This window comes from Bacillus sp. Je.9.29.b (assembly GCF_051129925.1).
GTDB lineage: Bacteria > Bacillota > Bacilli > Bacillales > Bacillaceae > Bacillus > Bacillus safensis.
The window spans coordinates 152,752-174,002 of the sequence record NZ_JBCPSO010000007.1; the positions used below are offsets into that span (position 1 = coordinate 152,752).

Sequence of the window (21,251 nt, forward strand, 5' to 3'; positions counted from 1 at the left end):
GCAGATTGCTTGATGTCATACCGTTTCACTACGTAAAATAGTGATATCAAGGGAGGAGATTGTCATTCGAATTTCAATCGTTACAGGCGGATCAAAAGGTTTTGGCCTAGCACTTGTGAACAGGCTGCTTTCGCGCGGGGATCATGTGTACACAGCAGCAAGAAGTGCATCGCCAATATCCCATCCGAAGCTCACACATACCCAGGTTGATCTGACCGATGAAGAAGCAGCGGCCAAATGGCTTCAACATAGTCTCACGCCGCAAACTCTGGCAGATGCTGATGACATCTTACTTGTCAACAATGCAGGAATGGTCACACCTATCAAGCGCGTTGGACAAGGCGGACAGGATACACTTCATCAGCATTACAAGCTGAATCTTGTCATTCCTGTTTTGCTGAGCCATGTGTTTGCCAAGCAGACTCAATCATTTAACGGAAAGAAAACGATCGTTCATCTCTCTTCTGGAGCGGCGAAAAACCCATACAAAGGCTGGAGTGCGTATTGCAGTTCAAAGGCAGGACTCGATATGTTTATGAGGACTTTTCATGAGGAACAACAGGACGAGGCGCATCCGATCAACACGTTTTCCTTTTCACCCGGCACGATCGATACAGATATGCAGGGGGAAATTCGGAAATCATCAAAACAAGACTTTGAACAAATAGACCGTTTTCAGCAATTATATGAAACAGGCACACTGAAGAGTCCAGATGAAGTCGCAGGTATTTTGCTCGATCTTTTAGCGGGTGATTCAGCTGGCGGATGTGTCTACGATGCACGTGAGTATGTGAAAAAGCAGTCATAACGACGGCTGCAGCGTGAAGACAAACCCTCGCATGCGGTGTCAGGCCTCGGTGCCGGTGCTCACGAATCTCAAATTCGCTCCGCGCCAGTACCCGGTCTTCCTAGACTTTAAGGGTTTTCATATCACGCTGAAAAGGAGAAAAAAAGCAGTCACAGCGACTGCTTTTTTCGTATTGTACAAGCAAAAACAGCTCATTTGACATAAGCTATTCTTGAGACTCATAGAAAATATAACAGAACATTTGAGTTTCTTTTCAGAATATGTTAGGATGCTAAAAATATAGATAAGGAGGGGTTTCCATGAGAAAGGTTACATTAATGGATGTTTACACCCATCCAGTCGCTCAAAAATATTTAAATCGTTCAGGAAAAGCCCATGCGATTGCTTGTGCTTATCACGCATTCAAACTGGCGGTGCAGGCTGGGATTAATCCAGATCTCGCTGTGAAAGCAGCCCTCTTGCATGACATCGGCCACTATGAATGGTATACAGATGGCGGAGAATGGGATTACGAGACATATAGACGGAATGATATTCATGCCATTAAAGGCGCAGAGCGGGCTCACAAACTGCTCATACGCCTCGGTGAGGAACCAAAGGCAGCTAAAGATATTGCGCTTGCGATTCTGCTTCATACAGATTCATATTTGCCAGAGGGCGACCTTCATAAGGACACACTTCAGCAAATCGTCAAGAAAGCAGATGAAATGGATGAAGAGCCTGGCGGACATCATCATTACAGACAAATAGACGAATCACTTGCAATGAAAAAAATCACGGAATTGGATCAGAAAGTGCAGCAGGCACTTCAGCCCATGAAACGTTCTGTTTAGTATGGAATGTCTCCATGAATATTTCCATCCTGATCGACATACAATGTGCGAATAACGGTACGGTTAAATGCAGATGTACCTGATGCAGTGAGTCCGGTGTAATGAACCGTGACAGAATAAGCACCTTCTTTTTTCAATTGAACAGCTGATGAAGCAGTTGTTTTGAGAGGATGATCTTTTTGGGCATCCTTAAAGTAAAAGGTTTCTACTTTCTTGCTTAATCGTTTAATCAGACCGCTTGAATGGGTCGATGCATCATCCCCTGATTTCGCTGCCTCTGCTTTGATTTCGTCATTTAATGGTGAATCAAAGGATACGAGCAGCAAATAAGGAGCCTTTTTTCCTGAATTTGATCGAATCGTCCATTTTCCAGGAACGGGTTTATTGATTTGTACATGGTGCGAAAATGCGCCTTCATATGGGAAAGATGCTTCCGATGTCTTCAGATTTGTTAAGACGTCTCCATTTGGGGCGATGATTTCTGGCCGCGCCTCATGACTTTCATTTAACCACTGAATCGATAAGCCATTCGTTCCTTCCTCTACATAGAACGCTTCTGTTTTATCCTTTTCACTTTCTCCGCCTTTCACATAAACATCTGTATTCAGCTCAGTAGAGTTCGGGCTCTCTATATTTTCTTTTTCAGCGCTTGCGGCATTTGCCAGCAGCTGATGCTGAAACACAGGGAACATGCTTGTGCCGTTTTTAATTGAGTTGTGATCCCATTTCCCTGTTAAAATATTGTTTGCATATGATAGTCTTGTGCTGCTTACCGTGACGGCGCCATCATTTGCACCAAAGCTCTTTAAATACATGCCTCCTAAGTACAGCACCCCGCCAAATGTTCCCCATTCCGATCCCGAATACGTGATGTATTTATGAGGAAACTTCTCCAGCTTGTCGGTTTCACTTCGAAAAGCCGCCATGAGCCCCGTTTGCAAAGAATAGAGCGCGTCGCTTTTTTGTCCAAGAATTTCCGCGAGCCAGCTTCCGCCCTTGCTATACGCTAAATCTGCCAGCGGCGTCCCGTAATGAGGGGAGCCGAGTGTGATGACCTTCTCTACATATGGATGGGCATTGTGATACACGAGTGCGGACTGTGTATCCACCCCGCCTTTACTATGACCAATCACAATGAGTTTTCGACCGAACACATCATAGATTTCTTTTAACTTTTCTGCTAATAGTTTGCCATTCTTTTTCGTATCCTGATCCGGATACAAATCTATGAATGCGCTTTCGTATCCGTTCAGAACAGCTTGCTTTGCCATGTCGTTTCGGTCGAACCATGTGGAGGAGGAGCTGTTAATGCCGTGAACAAAAACAAGTGGCGGTTTTGACTCGTCTTTTTGAACCGGCTCTTCTCCTTTAAACCACTTTCCTGGTGTCCCAGGCTCATCCCCAATTGATCCTGCATACGCATAACTTGCAAAGGAAAAAAAGAGCATGACAGCAGCGAGACAGATGAGTTTTTTCAAGATCATTCACCTCTTCAAATGTTTTAAGTTGTTGGCAGCACCAATCTATTATACTTCCAAAAGATGTAAAATTATATAAAATGTTAAAATATGGTATTTGAGTTGTGGGTTTGCCCTGAGTGACATTCACATGGGTCATTGCATACGCTGTGGGTAAATACACAAGTAAAGGGGCAGGTAGGATGGCACAACAAGGAAGTCCGCAGCTTGTTTCATTAGTTGATCCATATGTTTATCAAACATTGCAGAAAGTGATCGGTATGAGATTAATTGTTCAAACAGTGAAAGATACAGTGCGCGGAAAATTGAAGGAAGTCATGCCGGATCATATTGTGATTGAGGCGGGGGCAAAATCAGTTTTTTATGTGCGGATCCAGCAAATTGTATCGGTGATGCCTGATCACAGTGAAAGAGTGTAACAAGCAGACGCATAGGTGTCTGCTTTTTTCATGCTTATAGAATGTATATCTGGAAAAAGTGCTTGATATACCAATTGTTCTTTTTTTTACAAAAAATAAGGTTCTAAAACAAGAAGCAGTTGACAGAAGGTGGGTTGAATAGTAGTTTTTTAATAAGATCAATACGTAACAGGAGGAGCATCTTTGTTAAAATCTAAAGTTCATTTTTGGACATTCCAAATATTACTTGTTTTACTCATTGTTTATGTATCTACAAAGGTTTCGTTTTTATTTCAGCCGATTATTTTATTTGCTTCAACCTTGTTTGTTCCCATCTTGCTGGCTGGAATTCTCTTTTTCATCTTTAATCCAATTGTTCGATTTTTGTCCAAGAAAATTCCTAGGACACTTGCTATCCTGATCATTTATCTCTTGTTCATCGGACTCATCACGTTCATTGTGAATGCTGCGGGGCCGGTTATTGTCACGCAGGTCGGTGGACTTGTCAAAAGCTTCCCTGGTTATGTGACGGATATGCAGAAATTTATCAACGACTTCTCGCATTCTAAAACATTTACTTGGATGATGAACCAAGATTATGTCTCTGTCTCGAAGTTTGAACAGACAATTGTTTCGACATTAAAAGGTTTGCCGGAAAATATTGCGTCAAGCATGTCTGCTGTGTTTGGCGTGATTGCTAATATTGCTTTAGCTGTGATCACAGTTCCTTTCATTTTGTTTTATATGTTGAAAGACGGACATAAGTTTCCGGACAAGCTCGTTCAATTTTTGCCAATGCCTTACCGTAAGGAAGGATTGAAAATCTTTAAAGAATTAAACGATACACTTGCGGCTTACATACAAGGGCAGATTGTTGTCTGTTTATTTGTTGGAGTGGCTTGTTTTATCGGATATTTATTAATCGGTGTGAAATATGCGCTCATTCTCGGCATTATCATTGCGGTCACAAATGTGATTCCTTACCTTGGGCCATATCTTGGCGCGGCACCAGCTGTGCTTATTGCGTTTCTTGATTCGCCTGGAAAAGCGGTGGTGACAGTCATTGTCATTCTTGTCGTTCAGCAAATTGACGGAAATGTCATTTCTCCATTGATCATTGGGAAACGCCTCAACACACATCCTTTGACCATCATCCTGCTATTAATTGGGGCAGGAAGCTTTGGCGGAATCCTTGGCATGATCTTTGCGGTCCCTGTCTATGCACTGCTCAAAGCCATCACCTTGAATATTGTCAGATTGGTGCAGCTGCGTCAGCGATCTCGCAAAGAACAGCATTTAAACGTCTAGGACAGATGCACACCTTTTCCCTACTTGCATAAGATGATTGAGATAAGCAGATAGGGGGAGATTCTGATGCCTGCAATCGTTGGACCTATTCATATCGAGTCGTTAGGAGGAAACGGTGCAGCTACTTTCGGTGATGTCCTGGCCATTGCCCCTTTGGCTGTAGACCACTCTACTGGCGGTGCGGGAGCCTTTAATTCAGGTGATTATATGTCACTTACAAGTGATCCGAATGCCACGATGCTTTGGGACTTTACATTGTTTGGCCAGCCTCAATCATTTAACGCATAGAAAGGCAGCTGATGGTCACAGATCAGCTGTCTTTTTTATTTTTCATACACTTATTTTTGAGCTGGGCATATGATGTGGGGAGAAAAGGTGGTGGAAAGATGCCAGCGATTGTTGGACCTATTCATATTGACCGTGTGATTGGAAATGGTTCTGCACATTTCGGTGATGTTTTTGCCATTTCGCCAAAAAGTGTCGATCACTCCGCCGGTGGATCAGGTACCTATAATGCAGGGGACTTTGTCCAATTTTTTAGCAGTCCAAACGTTACGTTTATGTGGGATATAGACCTGATCAGCCAGCAAAAGAGCTTTAATGCATAGCCAGCTTTGAAAGGGAGTTCCTTTTCAGAAGCTGTCTTTTTTTATGGTACAATGGATATGGATGTAAGAAGAAAAAAGAGGTGTGAACAGAGTCAAATGAAAATTAGAAAAGCACACATCACAAGCGGACAACCAAAGACCTACAATGTATATTTACATGAAAATAAAAAAGAATATAAAACGCTTGTAGCCGTACCTGACATTGAATGGAGTATTTCCATTGCGTATGAGGATGAAAAGGAGCAGCTCATCCATACGCTTGAACAATCCTTAATGGAAAGAATAGAAACAGTCGAAGCCCGTGAACTCGCACTCAAGGTTGTGCACTGGGTCACAGAAATGTAAATTTAGAAACCAGGAGTGAAAACAGCGATGAAAGAAGAATCCGTAGACTTTTATTTGCAGCAAGGGATATTTGGACATGCTGAAACAAAACCTGATGAACGAAGGATGTTTCTTGGTTCATTAAGGGAACGAGCGCTTCTCGCCCTGACAAAGGGACAGGTATCAAGAAATAAACCGTATCAAGAGGTGGAACAAGTATTGAAGGCCAATCGACAGGCCTCCCTTCTTTTAAATGGTGAACTGTCCTATGCTTCTTATTCTCAATATGTGAAAATGGCAAATGCCGCTGGATGTTCCTTTAAAGTGGTGAATCATCACGAAGCACACTCTCCTTTTGGTCTTGTCATAGAGATGCCTGGTGCGGTCAATCAGGAGCATATCTATATAGAGGATGAGCTGTTTCAAAAAGCTTTTTCTCATGAATCTGTTGAATAGGTTTCCCTAGTGAAATGAATAAGCTATAATGATTCAAAAGAGCATATGGGAGAGATGCGGATGGGCAAAGCGTTGATTTGTATTGATTATACAGTTGATTTTGTTGCAGACGATGGAAAACTGACATGCGGAAAGCCTGGACAGGCGATTGAGTCTAAGATCACAGAGATCACTTCTTCATTTATTGATGAAGGCCACTTTGTCGTCTTTGCTGTCGATCATCATGAAGAAGAGGACCCTTATCATCCAGAGACAAAGTTATTTCCGCCCCATAATATTCGTGGAACAGAGGGTATTGAACTTTATGGACAACTAAGTTCACTATTTCACACGTCAAAACATTTAAAACATGTCTACTATATGGAAAAAACAAGATACTCTGCTTTTGCAGGCACTCAATTAGAAATGAAACTGCGCGAGCGCGGCATCACGGAACTTCACTTAGCCGGCGTATGTACCGATATTTGTGTACTTCATACAGCTGTTGATGCGTACAATAAAGGCTTCGAACTTGTGATTCACCAAAATGCTGTGGCGAGTTTTAATGAAGCGGGGCACGAGTGGGCACTTTCTCACTTTGAGCAGTCGCTTGGTGCGAAAGTGGTTAAGTAAGGGAAGGAGAATGGAAGTTGGAGCATCGGTTTAATGACGACAGTTTATCACTACATACAGATCTTTATCAAATTAACATGGCAGAAACGTATTGGAGAGACGGCATTCATGAGAAGAAGGCAGTCTTTGAACTCTTCTTTAGAAAGCTTCCATTTGACAATGGCTTCGCTGTATTTGCTGGCTTAGAGAAAGCGATTGAATATTTATCGGACTTTTCCTTCACCGAAAGCGATCTGGCGTATTTAAAAGATGAACTCGGTTATAAAAGCGATTTCATTGACTATTTAAGCGGATTGTCCTTTACAGGTACACTTCATTCAATGCGAGAAGGGGAAATTGTCTTTGCGAATGAACCGATTATGCGCATTGAGGCAACGCTTGTTGAAGCTCAGTTAATCGAAACGGCATTGCTCAATATCGTGAATTTCCAGACGCTGATTGCAACAAAAGCGGCCCGGATTAAAGGAATTATTGAAGATGAGACAGCATTAGAATTTGGAACAAGACGTGCGCATGAAATGGATGCGGCGATGTGGGGAGCAAGAGCGGCACTCATCGGCGGCTTTCAGGCGACAAGTAATGTTCGTGCTGGAAAACGCTTCAACATTCCAGTATCAGGAACACATGCTCACGCACTTGTACAAGCATACCGCGATGAATATACAGCATTTAAAAAATATGCTGAAACACATACAGACTGTGTCTTTTTAGTCGATACGTATGATACTGTCAGATCAGGTATTCCGAATGCGATTAAGGTAGCGAAAGAATTTGGAGACAAAATCAACTTCATTGGTGTCAGACTTGATAGCGGAGACCTTGCATACTTGTCTAAAAAAGCTAGAACAATGCTGGATGAAGCAGGATTCCATGATGCCAAAGTCATTGCATCAAGCGATCTTGATGAACACACCATTATGAACTTAAAGGCACAGGGCGCCAAAATTGATGTGTGGGGTGTTGGGACAAAACTGATCACAGCATTCGATCAGCCAGCCCTCGGTGCAGTGTATAAACTGGTGTCCATTGAAGAAAACGGCAAAATGAATGATACCATCAAAATTTCATCCAACCCAGAGAAAGTGACAACACCAGGCCGTAAACGTGTGTACAGGATTATCAATCAATTGAATCATCATTCTGAGGGTGACTACATTGCGCTTGAAGAGGAAGATGTTCATAGTGAGGATAAACTAAAAATGTTCCATCCTGTGCATACATTTATTAGTAAATTCGTGACAAACTTTGTGGCGAAAGATCTTCACGTCCCGATTTTTGAACAAGGTAAACTTGTCTATGACAATCCAGATATTCAAACGATTCAAGCCTACGTGCAGGACAGTCTTGGACTCTTCTGGGAGGAATACAAACGAATCAGCAAACCGGAAGAATATCCAGTCGATTTGAGTCAAAAATGCTGGGATAATAAAATGCAGTTTATCCATGATGTGAAAAATAAAATCAAAAAAGAGCTTTATGAAAGCGAATGATTTGAAGAAAGGGAGACCATCAAGCCAGATGGTCTCTTTTTTTTATTTTGACCGATTGAAATTGAACTAAAAGCGCAATCATTTGGTATACTGAAAGCACATCTTGTTTGTCATGGCATAAAGGAGGATTGGAGCAGTTGAGGGTGTTTGTTGCGAGACAGCCTATTTTTAACAGAAAAGAACAAGTCGTATCATATGAGCTGCTTTATAGAGATAGTGAAACCAATACATATAGCGCTGAAGACGGTGATCAAGCGACAACGGACCTCATTATCAATAGTTTTCTAAATATCGGCATCGAAACACTGACAGAAGGAAAACGATGCTATATTAATTTCACCGAAAGCTTGCTTTCATCTGATCTGCTCACCTATTTTGATCCGCATCAGCTTGTGATCGAGATATTAGAAAATGTACCGATTACCCCGGCACTTATTATGAGATGTAAGCAGTTAAAAAAATGGGGATATACGATTGCACTCGATGATTTCTTCCAAAACGGAACACATTATAGTGACAAGCTGCTTGAGGAACTCCTCTACTGCATAGATATTTTAAAAATTGACTTTCTGAAAACCACAACGCAAGAACGAAGAGATATTCTGCATTCGTATAAAAAGTATCGCCTTCGATTCCTAGCAGAAAAGGTAGAAACGAGAAGAGAATATGAAGAGGCGCTTGAAGCGGGCTTCCACTTGTTTCAAGGGTATTTCTTTAGTGAGCCGCATGTGATATCGGGCCGAGCATTATCGACCAGCTTCCATGCGTACCATCAGCTTTTAAATGAGTTAAGCAAGGACCAGCCGAATATCCAGACCGTGACCCATTTTATTGAAAGTGACCTTTCGCTATCATATCAATTATTAAAAATGCTGAATTCAGGCGGCATGAGACGTCTATATCAAATTAAAAGTATCAGGCAGGCGATTATCCTGCTTGGATTTAATGAAATTCGGCGCTGGATCTTTATCCTTTCATTTAAAGAACTGAATGTCCAAGCTAACTCAAGCCAAAAAGAAATTATCAAAATGTCATTCATTCGTGCCAAAACGTGTGAGTTGATTGCTTCTCGTACTGAACGAGAGCACCCCGCCTCTTATATGCTGACAGGTATGTTTTCTCTCATTGATACGCTTGTCAGGGCAGATATCACAGAACTTGTGAAGGAACTGCCGCTTTCTGATGAAGTTGGCGAGGCACTGCTTGGCTATGAAAATGATTATTCTTTTGTGCTAGGTGTGGCCAAACGTATTGAACGAAATGAATGGGATGATGAAATGTTAGATGGAAATCTCCCGAAACAGGAGGCCTATGGGTGTTATATAGAAGCCATTGAATGGTGCCATAAAATGTTTGAATCTTAAGAAAAGCCGCTCGCGTGAGAGCGGCTTTTTCTTTGTCATGCCCATTTTAAAAGAAGAAAAAGTCTGCTGGAGGCAAGAGACAAGTAAATGCGAATCCCTTCTGGACTAAAGCGGATATCAATGCCGCTTTTCACACCGATTTGCTTCAGCATTCGGATGACACTTGTTGAATCAGAGCGCTCAGCAGCCTCCATGATGCGCTGCGCAAACGGAAGGGAGCTGGAAATTTGCTGTGTAATGAGTGAAGCATCAGCAACGAGGCGGGCTGATTCTTTTGCGGCTCGTTGAAATGAGTGGGCATCTACTGGAGGAAAAGTCATTGGCGTGCGCGGCGGGTATGCGCGGCTCATTGCGGGAACCTGCAAAGCAGGATAAGGAACATAGTAAAACACATGGTCACCTCTTCTCTCATTGACGTGAAATTGGACGGATATCTGTTCTAAATGTATGTAGAAAATCAGAATAAAGAATCAAAATGATCTTTCTATCTTTGTAATTCCAGCATAAAAATAGGTACTTTTGCGGTCAATTTCGGTGAATGTCGCCAAAAAATTGCGGTGTCCACAATAGCGTCTGTCGTCTGACCTATGACACGCAAAACCGAAGATACAGAGGGGATCGTACGTTCTATCGGGAGAGAAGTGTGACGAATGATGCCTATTCCTGTCGCAAAAATGACGCAATTCCTTTGAAATTGAGATAAAAGTATGATTTGAAAAGTCAGAAAATGATGAAAAAAGACCTATTGAATTTTGCGGTATCACGCACACGTTTTGTGCATACTTTTCGGTGAAAAAATACTCAATTACATTTACACTGTTAGTAACAGATCAAATACTTATGACCCAATCACCATACACAAATACATTGATCTTCCAAAAAAGGAGAGTGGAATCGATGGAAAAGTATGAAATCGAAGAACTTAAACAATTATTATGGAAACTTGAAAACGAAATTAGAGAAACAACGGCTTCTCTTCATAACATTAACAAAAGCATTGATCAATACGACAAATATGAATATGTGAAAATTTCTTAAAGACTTGATAATCATCAAGTCTTTTTTTTATCCAAATACATACAAAAAAAGGATATATTATTATATAATTGTTAAATAGTGATGTCAGTGGACATTTGCTCATGTCTTTTTAGTAAAATAAAAGACGAAAGGGTGAGGTACAAGATCGAGTATGCTAAACTATCTAGAGAATACAAAAATCAAGCAGAATATGTCTGATTTTATTCAACATGCAGTCAGGCAGAATGAGTTACAAAAACTGCTTCTTGAATTTACAGATATAAAGAATGAATTCCCTTTTGGACAATTAGCTTACCAACATTATAAGGCATTTGGCGGTCAAGACAAGCAAGCGATTACAAAACTGGCAGCAGGGATTGAACTTCTCATCTTATCAGCCGATATATTAGATGATATTGAAGATCAGGACAAAGATTCGTATCCTTGGATGAAGTGTCAGAGCGGAATTGCAATGAATGCAGCAAATGTTCTTTTTGTATTGAGCTTTGAAGTCTTTTCAAAGCTTGATCATGCAACGGAGCTTTTAAACAGTGTATACTCCTATTCCATTCAGTCAATGCAAGGACAGCATATAGATATGACACTGGAGCCAGAGAATGAGCAGGATTGTTTAAATATCATGAAGTTAAAGGCAGGATCACTGTTTGTGTTACCCTGTATGTTAGGGGTTATTTTGGCAACAGGTTCATTTGAAAAAAATGTAGAAGAATATGCTTATTATCTAGGCATGGCAGAGCAGCTTGAAAATGACTATGTGGCCCTTTTTAATAAAAAGAATATTGATTTTAAAAGAATGCAAACATTACCGCTAGTATATTTAAAAAATGAATTTAATCCATCCAGTTCAGACTTGCTCAGTTATTATCAATCAGAGGATAAGAGCATTGGCTCTGAAGAATTAAAGGATAAATTAAAAGAATCTGGCGTTCAACAATATGTATTTATTATGAGAAACCTTCTCAGAAATAAGTTTAAAGAAGCATTCGAAATACTACATTTAGAGGCTTCTAAAAAGGAAAAGCTGATACTTTTTTTAATTGGAGATGGAGAAGATGAACATTCAGAAACTAGTTAGTTATCTAGTGGAGAATCCCTCGGCATTAAAGCAAGTTGCTCATGGAAATGCATCGTTGCTTCACGTTGATCAAGTGACTGCAAGCATTATTGTTGAAGGTTTTCAGAAAGAAGATACCATTAGATCAAAAAAATGGAGAGATGCTGGGTGAGTATAGAGGTTCTATGCAAAAATTTTACTCGAAATTAACTGTTATTTTACTGATCCTTAGCTTCATTTATGTGATTTATATTTCCTACATCAATGTGTTTAATATTTTTGTAGGGGCAGTCGTTTCGGTGAATAGTGACGGACAACTTGAAATAGAGGATGTTGTAGACTTTACAGACAGCTATTATGCTGGTGTGAGAAAAGGCGATATCATCCTTGAAGTGAACGGTAACAAAGAACCAACCAAAGAAGTAAGACGAGGTTATTTAGCGAATGTCAAGAGCTTAGTTGTTGATAGACATGGTGATGAAATTGAAATAGAGAATGTAAGCTTATTAAGTCAAGAAAATTTGTTTATTTATTTAATACCTATCATTTTTTATTCGATCAGTCTATTCTGTATATTTATGATTTTAAAAATCAATAAAGCTAGGAAAAAAGAGTCTGCATATATTCTTGCTCTCTTTTTGCTAGCTGTTGCTGTAGCCTATGTAAGCTCTGGCGGCTCTGGTAAAGGGGAATATATTAGCGGTTTTATCGTAATTTCTACGATGACTTGTGTACCCCCGTTGTATATGCACTTTATGTATCAATATTTAAAGGAATTAGGAACGGTAATTATTAGTTGGCGTGTACTTCTTTGTTTGTATGCCGTCCCTTTTATAAATATTGTATTAGAAATTCTGTTTAAAGATATGGTTTTAGCTGCTTTTAACTTACTTTCATTCTTTGCACTTGCATTTATTACGATTATTATCACATTAAGGGCTGCTAAAAAGTTGAAGGGGACTGAAATCGGAAATGTCCTTAGTGCCTTTGCACTTATTTTGATCTCATCATTCAGTCCATTTATGCTATTTTTTATTATTCCTTATTTATTTCATAAATATTTTATTTCACCTTATATCCTAGCATCGTTCGCTCTATTGATTCCGTTTTTCTTAGTCTATCAATTTATGACAAATAAATTATATAATGTTGATTTCTTCTTGGGGAGAATCAAATATTATAGTCTTTTAGCCATCACACCTACTATAGTGGTAGTCGTTATCTTTGATTTCATTCAGAAGCCAAGTGCTAACTTTTATACAATGAAATTTACAATTATCACGTATATTCTTATGCTCACTGTCTTCTATTTTAAAGAAATCATCGATTTTCGTTTTCGTCTGAAGCGTTTTTCAGAGAAGCATAATTACCAAGATAGCGTGTTTAAATTCACGCAGCTCATTCGTGAGGCGTCATCACTTCACCAAGTGTTATATCATTTAAAATACACCATTTTAGAAGTACTTGTTGTGAACAAGGCCTTTGTGCTTGAAGTGAAGGCAGATGGACAGGTTGAAGAGATTGATGAATCGACAGAGGAAAGTAAGCTATGGAAAAAGTATGTAGACCAATTTCAAGAATTATTAGGTGAAGTCGGAAAAATCATTGCGCTTGATAAAGGGTTCATGATGAAAATTGGTGAGCGGGGCGGTCACTCTTTTGTGATTTGCTGTTTATCTAATTTACGGACACCAAAATTGTCGCGTGATGAGATTTCTTGGCTGAAAACATTGGCCTTTTATACAAGTGTCAGTTTGGAAAATGTCGTTAAAATCGAAGAGTTGATGGAGCATCTTGACGATTTGAAACAGCGCGAGGCCAATCCTGCATGGCTGAAGAAAATCATGTTTGCTATGGAAGAAAAGCAGCGTTCAGATTTAGCGAGAGATCTTCATGATTCCGTGCTGCAGGACTTGATATCACTAAAAAGGCAGTCGGAGATGTTTTTAACGAATTTCCAAAACAACCAATGCCCGACATCTATTGAAAATTCGCTTATCTCATGGAATGATCAAATGTCCAAAGTCATTCAAACGACGAGAGAAACGTGTCATGAGCTTCGGCCGCAGCTGCTGTATGATTTAGGTTTAGTAAAGGCGATATCGAAGCTGACTTCTCAAATTCAGGAGGAAGCGCTGTTTCATATTAGGCTGAATACGACACGCTTTGATAAAGAATTGGACATTGATATTGATTCACAGCTGAATATTTACCGAATTGTTCAGGAGCTGTTATCCAACGCCCTGAAGCATTCAAAAGCCACTCAAGTGTTAGTGATGCTGATTTGTATTAAAGATCAGGTTGTTCTTCACTATGAGGATGATGGAGTCGGTTTTGATGCCAGTCATCTTGATCAGCACACAATGAGCATGGGGCTATCGGGAATTAGAGAACGAGTGAAAGCGTTAAATGGAAAACTTCAAATTCACACAGCACCGGAAAAAGGGCTTAAGGTGAAAATTGAAATGGAATTGTAACGATTTATTAAGGATTAAGACTTGGCATCAGCCAAGTCTTTTATATAAAATGGAAGTGAGTGATTTAAAGGGAGGAAGACATGAAGAAGATATTGGTCATTGATGATCATCCGGCTGTCATGGAAGGGACAAAAAGCATATTAGAATCAGACCAGCAGCTATCAGTCGATTGTTTAAGTCCTGATGCAGAAGCCGCCTTTTTAAAGACGCATGACTTTTCCATCTATGATGTAATTTTAATGGATTTAAATCTCGGGGATATCAATGGAATGGACATTGCGAAACAAATTTTAGAAACCAACCATCAAGTGAAAATTATCATTTATACAGGGTATGAAGTAGATGATTATTTTGAAGAGGCTATTCGGGCTGGATTACACGGTGCAATTAGCAAAACAGAGACGAAAGACAAAATTATTGAATACATACACCGGACATTGCAAGGGGAAGTTGTCATTCAGCTGTCCTATTTAAAGAAATTAATTTCACAGCAGCAAGAAAAGCCAGAACAGGCGCAGCAGACTGATCACGATCTCTTAACCGAACGGGAGTGTTTGATCCTTAGAGAAGTAGAAAAAGGATACACGAACCAGGAGATTGCCGATGTGCTTCATTTGAGCAAACGGTCAATTGAGTACAGTTTGACATCCATCTTTAATAAGCTGAATGTTGGATCTCGTACAGAAGCGGTGTTAATTGCCAAGTCTGAAAGTGTGCTGTAAACGTGTGAAGGGAGAGGGCATTAATGGATGTGAGCGGATCAAATACACTGCTTGAGGCACTAGGCATTGAAATTGTAGAGTGCAATAAATCACGATGCGTTGCAACAATGCCAGTCGATCATAGAACAAAACAGCCATTTGGACTGCTGCACGGAGGAGCATCTGCTGCTCTAGCAGAAACAGTGGCGAGCATGGGGGCTGCGGCTCATTTAGACTTAACGCAGCAAGTTTGCTCAGGTATTGAAATCAATGCCAATCATTTAAAATCTGTACGCGATGGAGTTGTGACAGCGACAGCTGTTCCTGTACATGTAGGACGGCGTACAATGGTATTTCAAATCGATATAAAAGATGATCGAGACCGGCACATCTGTACTTCAAGATGCACACTTGCTGTCATTGATCGCATATAAAAAAGCTCCCGGTGCAGCGGAAGCTTTTTTTGTATGCTGTTGAGAGGTAAAAAAAGAATGGCCCAACATGTCAGGCCATTCTTTTTCGCTTTTTATAAATAAGAATCTTCTTTTCGCTTAATCACAAAGTTACGGAAACCGCCATAATCATCTTGGACACTGCGCTTGTCGAGCTTAACACCAGTATTGTAGGCGGCTCTTCCGATCAAGTGCGCGCCGACTGGTGCTGTCAGGAAGATGAATACGATACCGAGAAGGATTTTTGCAGAAATAACGCCTGCAAGAAACCATTCGTGAAAAAACACACCTACTAAAATCAGAACAACGCCAAGGGTCGATGCTTTTGATGCAGCATGCATACGTGTGTAAACATCCGGCAGGCGAAGGACACCAATGGCTGAAATCAAACAGAGGATAGCGCCTAGCAGGATAAAGAAAATCACGATGGCTTTAGCGATGACGATCATTTTCAATCACTTCCCCTTTCTCAAGGAATTTGGAAAAAGCGACAGTACCGATAAAGGCAAGGATGCCGAGCAGTAAAATAATCTCAAAGAATGCAGTGGTTTTCAGTAAAATTGAAACGATGGCTGTCATCCCAATTAAATTGATTCCTATCGCATCAAGCGCACTCACACGATCAGGAATAGAGGGACCTTTGATCACTCGTATCACAAAAAGCAAGGTAGACAGCGCAAGAATGCCAAGTGACATTTGCAAAATGAGTTCCATTACTTACCGCTCACCTCCTGAATCGCTTTTTCAAATGAAACCCGGATATCGTGAATGGCTTTTTCAGCATCTTCAATATCCATCGCATGAATGTATAAAATGGAACGATCATCGGAAATATCAATCACTAGTGTACCTGGTGTCAATGTAATCATATTTGCCAGTATAGTGATTTCCCAATCTGTTTTCAAGTCCGTACGAAAGGCGAAAATACCGGGCTTAATCGTGAGCTTTGGAGATAATACGGTCTTTAATACACTTAAATTGGCAAGAAGAAGCTCGCGAATAAAAATGATGATCAGCTTGAAAATCGCATAAAGGGCATAGCCGTAAAAACGCTGCGGGAAAAATCGACGCAGCATAAAAATGGCGATCATCCCTAATGCAAAACCTAATACAAAGTCTGCGGCTCTGTATGTATCATTCATAAACATCCATGTAAAGGCGAGGAGAGCGTTTAGTAATATTTGAAAGGCCATGTTCATCTACTCCTTCAGCACAGCTTGAATATATTTTTCTGGTGTGGAAAGCATTTCCGCTGCTTGATTGATATAAGGGGCAATGAACTCTGTCCCTAACCCAATGGCAAGCGATAAGACGACAAGCAGTACGCCAGGGTACACCATACCTTTAATTGACGGCTTTCTTCTGCGCATATCCTGATCCTCGCCCCAAAATGCAGACATGAAAATCTTCATAATAGAGTAGAGGACAAGGAGACTGGACAATAAGACCAGGATAGAAAACGTCATGTATCCAGCAGAAAATCCACCTTCCACAATTTTTAGTTTTCCAACAAAGCCACTCAGCGGCGGAATTCCTGCCAGTGATAAAGCCGATATGAAAAACATCCATCCTAATAGAGGCTGGGATTGAATCAGTCCGCCCATTTTTTTCAGTTGATTTGTACCAGCATACACAAAGAGGGCACCTGCCAGCATAAATAAAGCCCCTTTGATCACCATGTCGTGAATGAGATAATAAATGGCACCTTGGAGTGATGCAGGTGTGTTGGCTGCAAAGCCAAACAAAATGACCCCAACAGCTGTGACAATGTTATAAATCACAATCTTCTGCACATCAGAATAGGCGATCGAGCCTATCACACCGAATATCACCGTCAGTGCGGCAAGCCACGCCATGAGTGTATGAGTGAAGCCTGTATCATGTATAAAAATTAATGTAAAGACTCTGGCAATCGCATATAAGCCAACCTTTGTCAGCAATGCCCCAAATAGAGCTGAAATCGCGGCCGGCGGTGCGTGATACGATCCTGGCAGCCAGAAATAAAGCGGGAAGATCCCAGCTTTTAAGCCGAACACAATGAGGAACAGGATGGAAATAACAGTGATTAACCCTGTTTGCCCTGATTCAGCTATTTTCACACTTAAATCAGCCATATTGAGCGTGCCCGTCACTGCATATAAACAGGCAACTCCGACAATAAATAATGCCGACGAGATGATATTAAACACAATATATTTGAGTGATTCACGAAGCTGAGGCTTTGATCCGCCTAATACAATGAGCATATAAGATGCCATCAGCAGTAATTCAAAGAATACAAACAGGTTGAAAATATCTCCTGTTAAAAAGGCTCCGCTGACGCCAGCTAACAAAAACTGTACGCCAGAATAATAGAAGAGCCGCTCTCTTTCTTTCCCAATCGTTTGAAAGGAGAAGAGGACTGTCACAAGCCCGACAACGGAAGCGGTCAGCACAAGAAGTGCAGCAAATTGATCGGCCACAAGGGCAATCCCAAATGGCGCTTTCCAGCCGCCCAAATAAAGGGTTTGTATCCCATTTGTGAAAATCGTTTGAACCAAATATGCATTACATATAATGGCTGAAAGAGATGCCAAGACACTAAAGACTCTTGACAGCATGATGTTTTTATTCATAAAGATCAATAGTGTAGCAGCTAGTAATGGAATTAATATAGGCAGGATCACGAGATTATTCATGCTGATCATTTCCTCTCATTTGATCCATGTCATCTGTTCGCAGCTCTTGGAAGGCACGGAAGGCCATGACAAGTAATAAGGATGTCACACCAAAAGCAATGACAATGGCTGTTAAAATTAATGCTTGTGGCAATGGATCTACATAGGATGTGAGCCCCTCTTTTAGAACTGGAGGCGCTCCTTTTTTTAAACCGCCCATTGTTAAAAGAAGCAAGTGGACGCCGTGACTCAAAACAGCAGTACCGACGATGACCCGCAGAAGGCTCTTTGACAGCATCAAATAGGTCGCCGCCATAAAAATAATTCCGACGATAATAGACATTAGAAATTCCATTATTCCTTCTCTCCAATCATTTGAATAATGGTCATGGTGACACCGACAACAACCAAATACACACCGATATCAAACAGGACGGCTGTCGCCAGTTCTGTTTTCCCTAAAAACGGTAATTGGAAATAATCAAATGCATGGGATAGAAAAGGTGCACCGAATAGAAAGGATCCCATACCTGTCAGGATCGCAACGAGCAAACCGGCTCCAGTTACATAAATAAAGTCAAATGGCAAAATGCGTCTTACTGTCTTCAGATCATAGGCTAAAAGCAGAAGAACGACAGCCGCAGCACTCATCAGGCCGCCTATGAATCCGCCGCCAGGATTGTTATGTCCCGCAAGAAATAGGTGAAGGGAGAAAAGCAAGATGATGAATGCTGTGATTTTCGTTGTGACTTGCAAAAGCATATCATTCGTATCAATCTTTCTCATCGCCGCACACCTCTCTTCCGTTTTGCTTGTGTTTTTAATAACCCATAAATACCAAGTGCCGCAATGGCGAGCACAGTAATTTCAAAAAGGGTATCAAAGCCCCTGAAATCTACAAGAATGACATTGACAATATTGTCACCGCCAGCAAGTTTGTAGCTGTTTTCAATAAAGTAAGTTGAGATGGTGTCAAGTGACTGCTGACTTGTGGAAGCGAAAGCTAGACAAGTGACAACAACCCCAACACCTAATGAAATGATGAAATTGGTCATTTTGAATCTTCTTGTTTTTTGCTTTAAGCTCAGCTTCGGCAAATGATAGAAGCAAAGCAAAAACAGTGCGACAGAAATCGTTTCAATAATCAGCTGTGTCAGCGCAAGGTCAGGTGCTCTGAAAATCACGAAGAATAATGACAGCGTGTAGCCCATGACACCTAGTGCAATAATAGCTGTTAATCGTGAACTTGCGAATACTGTGGCAATCGTCGCCGCCACCATCACAAGTGAAAGAATCACTTCATACGTGCCAATTGAGGCAGCCTGATCAGTTTGAAATGAAAAGGCCTGCTGATAAAACATCACGCCGCCAATGACGATAATCATGAACCCAAACACATAGACAAGATAGTCACGAAGAAAACCAGTCATATAACTGTTTGTCAGGCGGTATGAACCTTTTTCTAAACCGATAAGAGAGCGGTCGTATAAAGCATTAAATGACCACTTTTCCTTAAAGATGTTGTACATTGGACGCCATTTTGAAAGCGTCAAGTAGCCGATTGTGCCGAGTACAACGACACCTATTGTCATATAGAGTTCTGGCTGGAAGCCATGCCATGCTTCAATTTTCACAGAAAAACGGCTTCCTGTTTCAATCGCTTCAGGAATGATCGCCGCAATTGCAGGTTCAATGACAGAATAGGCAAGAATATTAGGGAAAAAGAAGAAGGTGACCACAAGTGCAGCTAGAATGATGGGCGGAATGAGCATGCCGATCGGTGCTTCATGCGGTTTTTTCTCCAATTGGTCTATATTCAGACGGCCTCTAAAAGTTTTAAAGAGGAGCATCATACTATAAATGAACGTAAAGACGCTAGCGAGCCAAGCGAGTGTCGGGAAGATGGCACCCCATGTTGAAACGTCCGTAAAGCTGATATCAGAAATCCGTATCATACTTGTGAAAAATAGCTCTTTACTTAAGAAACCGTTAAATGGCGGTAATCCGGCCATTGAAAATGTACCGATTAACGTAATTGTGAAGGTAATCGGCATGATCGTCATTAATCCGCCTAATTTCCGAATGTCACGAGTTCCTGTTTCATGATCGATAATACCAGCTGCCATAAAGAGACTGCCTTTAAACGTAGCATGGTTAATGAGGTGAAAAATAGCTGCAAGAACGGCTGCGCCAAAAAAGGCAGGATTGTTTTCATGAATCGCAGCTGCGCCGACGCCAAGCATGAGCATAATCATGCCGAGCTGGCTCACTGTCGAATAGGCCAGAATGGCTTTCAAATCGTTTTGCCGGACGGCGTGGAATGATCCCCAGAATAATGTGACAAGCCCAACGATGGAAATGGTCCAGAACCATACCTCTGATATAGCAAAGATTGGACTGAAGCGGGCAACAAGATAAATACCGGCTTTCACCATCGTAGCAGAATGCAGATAACTGCTCACAGGGGTCGGTGCTTCCATTGCATCAGGCAGCCAGATATAGAATGGGAACTGCGCTGATTTCGTAAAGGCACCTAGTAAGATTAGGATCATGGCAGGGATAAAGTAAGGTGATGCCATAATGAGCTGAAGCTGATTGACTGCTTCACGAATACTGAATGAATCAGTAATCAGGTAAATGAGGATGAAGCCACCAAGCATAGCTAATCCGCCAAAAACAGTAATAAGCAGTGATTTCGTTGCTCCATACCGAGAGCGCTCCCGTTTATACCAATACCCAATTAAGAGGAAGGAAGAGATACTCGTTAACTCCCAAAACAAGTATAGAACCACCATGTTGTCAGAAAGAACGACACCCAGCATCGCGGTCATAAACATGAGCAAATACGTGTAGAAAGAGCCAAGCTGTTCTTTTTCCTTTGATAAGTAGAAAATACTGTACAGCACCACTAGTGAGCCGATACCTGTAATTAATAAAGCAAATAACAGGCTGAGACCATCGACATACACAGTGAAATTCATCCCTAACGATGGAATCCATTCAGCCTGTGAGAAAAGCGTTCGTCCATTCGAAGTGATGTGTATCATTTGGATGAAATAGGTAAATAAAAGAATCGGCAAGATGAGAACAAACCATCCTGTATGTATACGTCTCACATATTTGTAAAGGAAAGGTACAACAAAAGCGAGTAAAAAAGGTGATAGGATGGCGAAGTGAATAAGCTGCAAGAAAA

General features: G+C 41.0%; 26 protein-coding genes. 17 read left to right on the top strand and 9 right to left on the bottom strand.

Annotated features, from left to right (window positions below; genetic code table 11):
• The first annotated feature begins 64 nt into the window (after positions 1–64).
• Positions 65–808 carry a (S)-benzoin forming benzil reductase gene (locus AAZR19_RS15335; RefSeq protein WP_434703715.1) on the top strand — a complete coding sequence of 248 codons (744 nt, stop codon included), beginning with the start codon at positions 65–67 and terminating at the stop codon, positions 806–808.
• A 299-nt stretch (positions 809–1,107) separates the two neighbouring features.
• The gene (locus tag AAZR19_RS15340; RefSeq protein WP_024425954.1) at positions 1,108–1,641 is read left to right on the top strand and encodes an HD domain-containing protein; all 534 of its coding nucleotides are present in this window, start codon (positions 1,108–1,110) and stop codon (positions 1,639–1,641) included.
• Here the strand turns inward: AAZR19_RS15340 and AAZR19_RS15345 are convergent.
• Positions 1,638–3,125 (bottom strand): esterase/lipase family protein, encoded by a 1,488-nt coding sequence (locus AAZR19_RS15345; RefSeq protein ID WP_434703669.1) that lies wholly within the window; start codon positions 3,123–3,125, stop codon positions 1,638–1,640. The genes AAZR19_RS15340 and AAZR19_RS15345 overlap by 4 nt on opposite strands.
• 176 nt (positions 3,126–3,301) lie before the next feature.
• Between AAZR19_RS15345 and AAZR19_RS15350 the strand changes: the two genes are divergently transcribed.
• The 9 genes from AAZR19_RS15350 to AAZR19_RS15390 all read left to right on the top strand — a co-directional run bounded on the left by AAZR19_RS15350 (position 3,302) and on the right by AAZR19_RS15390 (position 9,679).
• Positions 3,302–3,538: a YuzF family protein gene (locus AAZR19_RS15350; RefSeq protein WP_024423334.1), complete on the top strand. Its 237-nt coding sequence runs from the start codon at positions 3,302–3,304 to the stop codon at positions 3,536–3,538.
• A gap of 183 nt (positions 3,539–3,721) precedes the next feature.
• Positions 3,722–4,825, top strand: a complete 1,104-nt coding sequence (locus AAZR19_RS15355) for an AI-2E family transporter (RefSeq protein ID WP_024423333.1) — start codon at positions 3,722–3,724, stop codon at positions 4,823–4,825.
• Between the two features lie 66 nt (positions 4,826–4,891).
• The gene (locus tag AAZR19_RS15360) at positions 4,892–5,113 is read left to right on the top strand and encodes a spore germination protein (RefSeq protein WP_003213446.1); all 222 of its coding nucleotides are present in this window, start codon (positions 4,892–4,894) and stop codon (positions 5,111–5,113) included.
• A 98-nt stretch (positions 5,114–5,211) separates the two neighbouring features.
• Positions 5,212–5,433 (top strand): spore germination protein, encoded by a 222-nt coding sequence (locus AAZR19_RS15365; RefSeq protein WP_024425952.1) that lies wholly within the window; start codon positions 5,212–5,214, stop codon positions 5,431–5,433.
• A 96-nt stretch (positions 5,434–5,529) separates the two neighbouring features.
• On the top strand, positions 5,530–5,778 hold the full coding sequence (locus tag AAZR19_RS15370) for a YueH family protein (protein WP_056766854.1): 249 nt from the start codon (positions 5,530–5,532) through the stop codon (positions 5,776–5,778).
• Between the two features lie 27 nt (positions 5,779–5,805).
• Positions 5,806–6,213 carry a YueI family protein gene (locus AAZR19_RS15375; RefSeq protein WP_024423329.1) on the top strand — a complete coding sequence of 136 codons (408 nt, stop codon included), beginning with the start codon at positions 5,806–5,808 and terminating at the stop codon, positions 6,211–6,213.
• Positions 6,214–6,273: 60 nt separating this feature from the next.
• Complete coding sequence (locus AAZR19_RS15380; protein ID WP_024425949.1) at positions 6,274–6,825, top strand: cysteine hydrolase family protein; 552 nt, start codon at positions 6,274–6,276, stop codon at positions 6,823–6,825.
• A gap of 17 nt (positions 6,826–6,842) precedes the next feature.
• Positions 6,843–8,315 (top strand): nicotinate phosphoribosyltransferase, encoded by a 1,473-nt coding sequence (locus AAZR19_RS15385; RefSeq protein ID WP_024423327.1) that lies wholly within the window; start codon positions 6,843–6,845, stop codon positions 8,313–8,315.
• A 137-nt stretch (positions 8,316–8,452) separates the two neighbouring features.
• Positions 8,453–9,679, top strand: coding sequence for an EAL and HDOD domain-containing protein (locus AAZR19_RS15390; protein WP_087976193.1), 1,227 nt, complete (start codon positions 8,453–8,455; stop codon positions 9,677–9,679).
• Between the two features lie 35 nt (positions 9,680–9,714).
• Here AAZR19_RS15390 and AAZR19_RS15395 read toward each other — a convergent pair whose 3' ends face one another.
• Positions 9,715–10,071 carry a hypothetical protein gene (locus AAZR19_RS15395; protein ID WP_041115816.1) on the bottom strand — a complete coding sequence of 119 codons (357 nt, stop codon included), beginning with the start codon at positions 10,069–10,071 and terminating at the stop codon, positions 9,715–9,717.
• A gap of 505 nt (positions 10,072–10,576) precedes the next feature.
• Between AAZR19_RS15395 and degQ the strand changes: the two genes are divergently transcribed.
• The 6 genes from degQ to AAZR19_RS15425 all read left to right on the top strand — a co-directional run bounded on the left by degQ (position 10,577) and on the right by AAZR19_RS15425 (position 15,383).
• Entirely contained in the window at positions 10,577–10,717 is a 141-nt protein-coding gene (gene degQ, locus AAZR19_RS15400) for a degradation enzyme regulation protein DegQ (protein ID WP_003213123.1), read from the top strand.
• 151 nt (positions 10,718–10,868) lie between these two features.
• Entirely contained in the window at positions 10,869–11,792 is a 924-nt protein-coding gene (locus AAZR19_RS15405) for a polyprenyl synthetase family protein (protein WP_087976194.1), read from the top strand.
• Complete coding sequence (gene comX, locus AAZR19_RS15410; RefSeq protein WP_041107629.1) at positions 11,770–11,943, top strand: competence pheromone ComX; 174 nt, start codon at positions 11,770–11,772, stop codon at positions 11,941–11,943. Before AAZR19_RS15405 ends, comX begins: the two co-directional genes overlap by 23 nt.
• Positions 11,944–11,956: 13 nt before the next feature.
• Entirely contained in the window at positions 11,957–14,248 is a 2,292-nt protein-coding gene (locus AAZR19_RS15415) for an ATP-binding protein (protein WP_087976195.1), read from the top strand.
• 80 nt (positions 14,249–14,328) lie between these two features.
• Positions 14,329–14,970 (top strand): response regulator transcription factor, encoded by a 642-nt coding sequence (locus AAZR19_RS15420; protein WP_024423322.1) that lies wholly within the window; start codon positions 14,329–14,331, stop codon positions 14,968–14,970.
• 23 nt (positions 14,971–14,993) lie between these two features.
• Positions 14,994–15,383 carry a hotdog fold thioesterase gene (locus AAZR19_RS15425; protein WP_024423321.1) on the top strand — a complete coding sequence of 130 codons (390 nt, stop codon included), beginning with the start codon at positions 14,994–14,996 and terminating at the stop codon, positions 15,381–15,383.
• A gap of 92 nt (positions 15,384–15,475) precedes the next feature.
• Here AAZR19_RS15425 and mnhG read toward each other — a convergent pair whose 3' ends face one another.
• From mnhG to AAZR19_RS15460, 7 genes are read right to left on the bottom strand one after another with little or no spacing between them, the layout of a single operon-like run.
• Entirely contained in the window at positions 15,476–15,850 is a 375-nt protein-coding gene (gene mnhG, locus AAZR19_RS15430) for a monovalent cation/H(+) antiporter subunit G (protein WP_024423320.1), read from the bottom strand.
• On the bottom strand, positions 15,834–16,115 hold the full coding sequence (locus AAZR19_RS15435; protein ID WP_024425942.1) for a Na(+)/H(+) antiporter subunit F1: 282 nt from the start codon (positions 16,113–16,115) through the stop codon (positions 15,834–15,836). The genes mnhG and AAZR19_RS15435 overlap by 17 nt, the downstream gene beginning before the upstream one ends.
• Entirely contained in the window at positions 16,115–16,594 is a 480-nt protein-coding gene (locus tag AAZR19_RS15440) for a Na+/H+ antiporter subunit E (RefSeq protein WP_076839912.1), read from the bottom strand. Before AAZR19_RS15440 ends, AAZR19_RS15435 begins: the two co-directional genes overlap by 1 nt.
• Before the next feature lie 6 nt (positions 16,595–16,600).
• Positions 16,601–18,079 carry a Na+/H+ antiporter subunit D gene (locus AAZR19_RS15445; protein WP_041107626.1) on the bottom strand — a complete coding sequence of 493 codons (1,479 nt, stop codon included), beginning with the start codon at positions 18,077–18,079 and terminating at the stop codon, positions 16,601–16,603.
• Positions 18,072–18,413 carry a Na(+)/H(+) antiporter subunit C gene (locus tag AAZR19_RS15450; RefSeq protein WP_024423316.1) on the bottom strand — a complete coding sequence of 114 codons (342 nt, stop codon included), beginning with the start codon at positions 18,411–18,413 and terminating at the stop codon, positions 18,072–18,074. The genes AAZR19_RS15445 and AAZR19_RS15450 overlap by 8 nt, the downstream gene beginning before the upstream one ends.
• A complete protein-coding gene (locus tag AAZR19_RS15455; protein ID WP_024423315.1) occupies positions 18,413–18,844 on the bottom strand; it encodes a Na(+)/H(+) antiporter subunit B in 432 nt (143 codons plus the stop codon). Before AAZR19_RS15455 ends, AAZR19_RS15450 begins: the two co-directional genes overlap by 1 nt.
• Positions 18,841–21,246 (bottom strand): Na+/H+ antiporter subunit A, encoded by a 2,406-nt coding sequence (locus AAZR19_RS15460; RefSeq protein ID WP_434703678.1) that lies wholly within the window; start codon positions 21,244–21,246, stop codon positions 18,841–18,843. Before AAZR19_RS15460 ends, AAZR19_RS15455 begins: the two co-directional genes overlap by 4 nt.
• Positions 21,247–21,251: the final 5 nt, after the last annotated feature.

Coding starts and splice junctions, on each gene's coding strand:
- AAZR19_RS15375 (WP_024423329.1), top strand. CDS start 5,806: ATGAAAGAAGAATCCGTAGACTTTTATTTGCAGCAAGGGATATTTGGA.
- AAZR19_RS15450 (WP_024423316.1), bottom strand. CDS start 18,413: ATGGAATTTCTAATGTCTATTATCGTCGGAATTATTTTTATGGCGGCG.
- AAZR19_RS15340 (WP_024425954.1), top strand. CDS start 1,108: ATGAGAAAGGTTACATTAATGGATGTTTACACCCATCCAGTCGCTCAA.
- AAZR19_RS15445 (WP_041107626.1), bottom strand. CDS start 18,079: ATGAATAATCTCGTGATCCTGCCTATATTAATTCCATTACTAGCTGCT.
- mnhG (WP_024423320.1), bottom strand. CDS start 15,850: ATGATCGTCATCGCTAAAGCCATCGTGATTTTCTTTATCCTGCTAGGC.
- AAZR19_RS15425 (WP_024423321.1), top strand. CDS start 14,994: ATGGATGTGAGCGGATCAAATACACTGCTTGAGGCACTAGGCATTGAA.
- AAZR19_RS15345 (WP_434703669.1), bottom strand. CDS start 3,125: ATGATCTTGAAAAAACTCATCTGTCTCGCTGCTGTCATGCTCTTTTTT.
- comX (WP_041107629.1), top strand. CDS start 11,770: ATGAACATTCAGAAACTAGTTAGTTATCTAGTGGAGAATCCCTCGGCA.
- AAZR19_RS15365 (WP_024425952.1), top strand. CDS start 5,212: ATGCCAGCGATTGTTGGACCTATTCATATTGACCGTGTGATTGGAAAT.
- AAZR19_RS15405 (WP_087976194.1), top strand. CDS start 10,869: ATGCTAAACTATCTAGAGAATACAAAAATCAAGCAGAATATGTCTGAT.
- AAZR19_RS15440 (WP_076839912.1), bottom strand. CDS start 16,594: ATGGCCTTTCAAATATTACTAAACGCTCTCCTCGCCTTTACATGGATG.
- AAZR19_RS15420 (WP_024423322.1), top strand. CDS start 14,329: ATGAAGAAGATATTGGTCATTGATGATCATCCGGCTGTCATGGAAGGG.
- AAZR19_RS15380 (WP_024425949.1), top strand. CDS start 6,274: ATGGGCAAAGCGTTGATTTGTATTGATTATACAGTTGATTTTGTTGCA.
- AAZR19_RS15415 (WP_087976195.1), top strand. CDS start 11,957: ATGCAAAAATTTTACTCGAAATTAACTGTTATTTTACTGATCCTTAGC.
- AAZR19_RS15350 (WP_024423334.1), top strand. CDS start 3,302: ATGGCACAACAAGGAAGTCCGCAGCTTGTTTCATTAGTTGATCCATAT.
- AAZR19_RS15435 (WP_024425942.1), bottom strand. CDS start 16,115: ATGGAACTCATTTTGCAAATGTCACTTGGCATTCTTGCGCTGTCTACC.
- AAZR19_RS15370 (WP_056766854.1), top strand. CDS start 5,530: ATGAAAATTAGAAAAGCACACATCACAAGCGGACAACCAAAGACCTAC.
- AAZR19_RS15455 (WP_024423315.1), bottom strand. CDS start 18,844: ATGAGAAAGATTGATACGAATGATATGCTTTTGCAAGTCACAACGAAA.
- degQ (WP_003213123.1), top strand. CDS start 10,577: ATGGAAAAGTATGAAATCGAAGAACTTAAACAATTATTATGGAAACTT.
- AAZR19_RS15360 (WP_003213446.1), top strand. CDS start 4,892: ATGCCTGCAATCGTTGGACCTATTCATATCGAGTCGTTAGGAGGAAAC.